Origin of the sequence: Rhizobium sp. RHZ01 (assembly GCF_014851595.1) — a bacterium.
GTDB lineage: Bacteria > Pseudomonadota > Alphaproteobacteria > Rhizobiales > Rhizobiaceae > Rhizobium > Rhizobium altiplani.
In genome coordinates this window covers 1-225 of record NZ_JACUZZ010000167.1, presented here as the reverse complement: position 1 = coordinate 225, position 225 = coordinate 1, and the positions used below count along the sequence as shown (strand labels likewise).

At 60.9% G+C, this 225-nt stretch carries 1 pseudogene; it reads left to right on the top strand.

Going from position 1 to position 225, the window contains the following annotated elements:
• A pseudogene (locus IB248_RS31310) lies at positions 1–225 on the top strand (ISNCY family transposase); the annotation flags it as partial.

Genomic DNA, 225 nt, shown 5'->3' with positions numbered 1-225 from the left:
CCAAGGGCCGTGTCGAGCGGATGAACCGGACGCTGCAGGATCGGTTGGTCAAAGAACTGCGGCTTTCTGGCATCGACACCATGGAGGCCGGCAATACCTTCTTGCCGGACTTCGTGGAGGACTACAACGCGCGGTTTGCGATCGTCCCTGCCCGGTGTGATGACCTGCATCGGCCGATGAATCTGGCGCCGGATCGATTGCAAGAGATCCTCTGCAAGCGCGAGC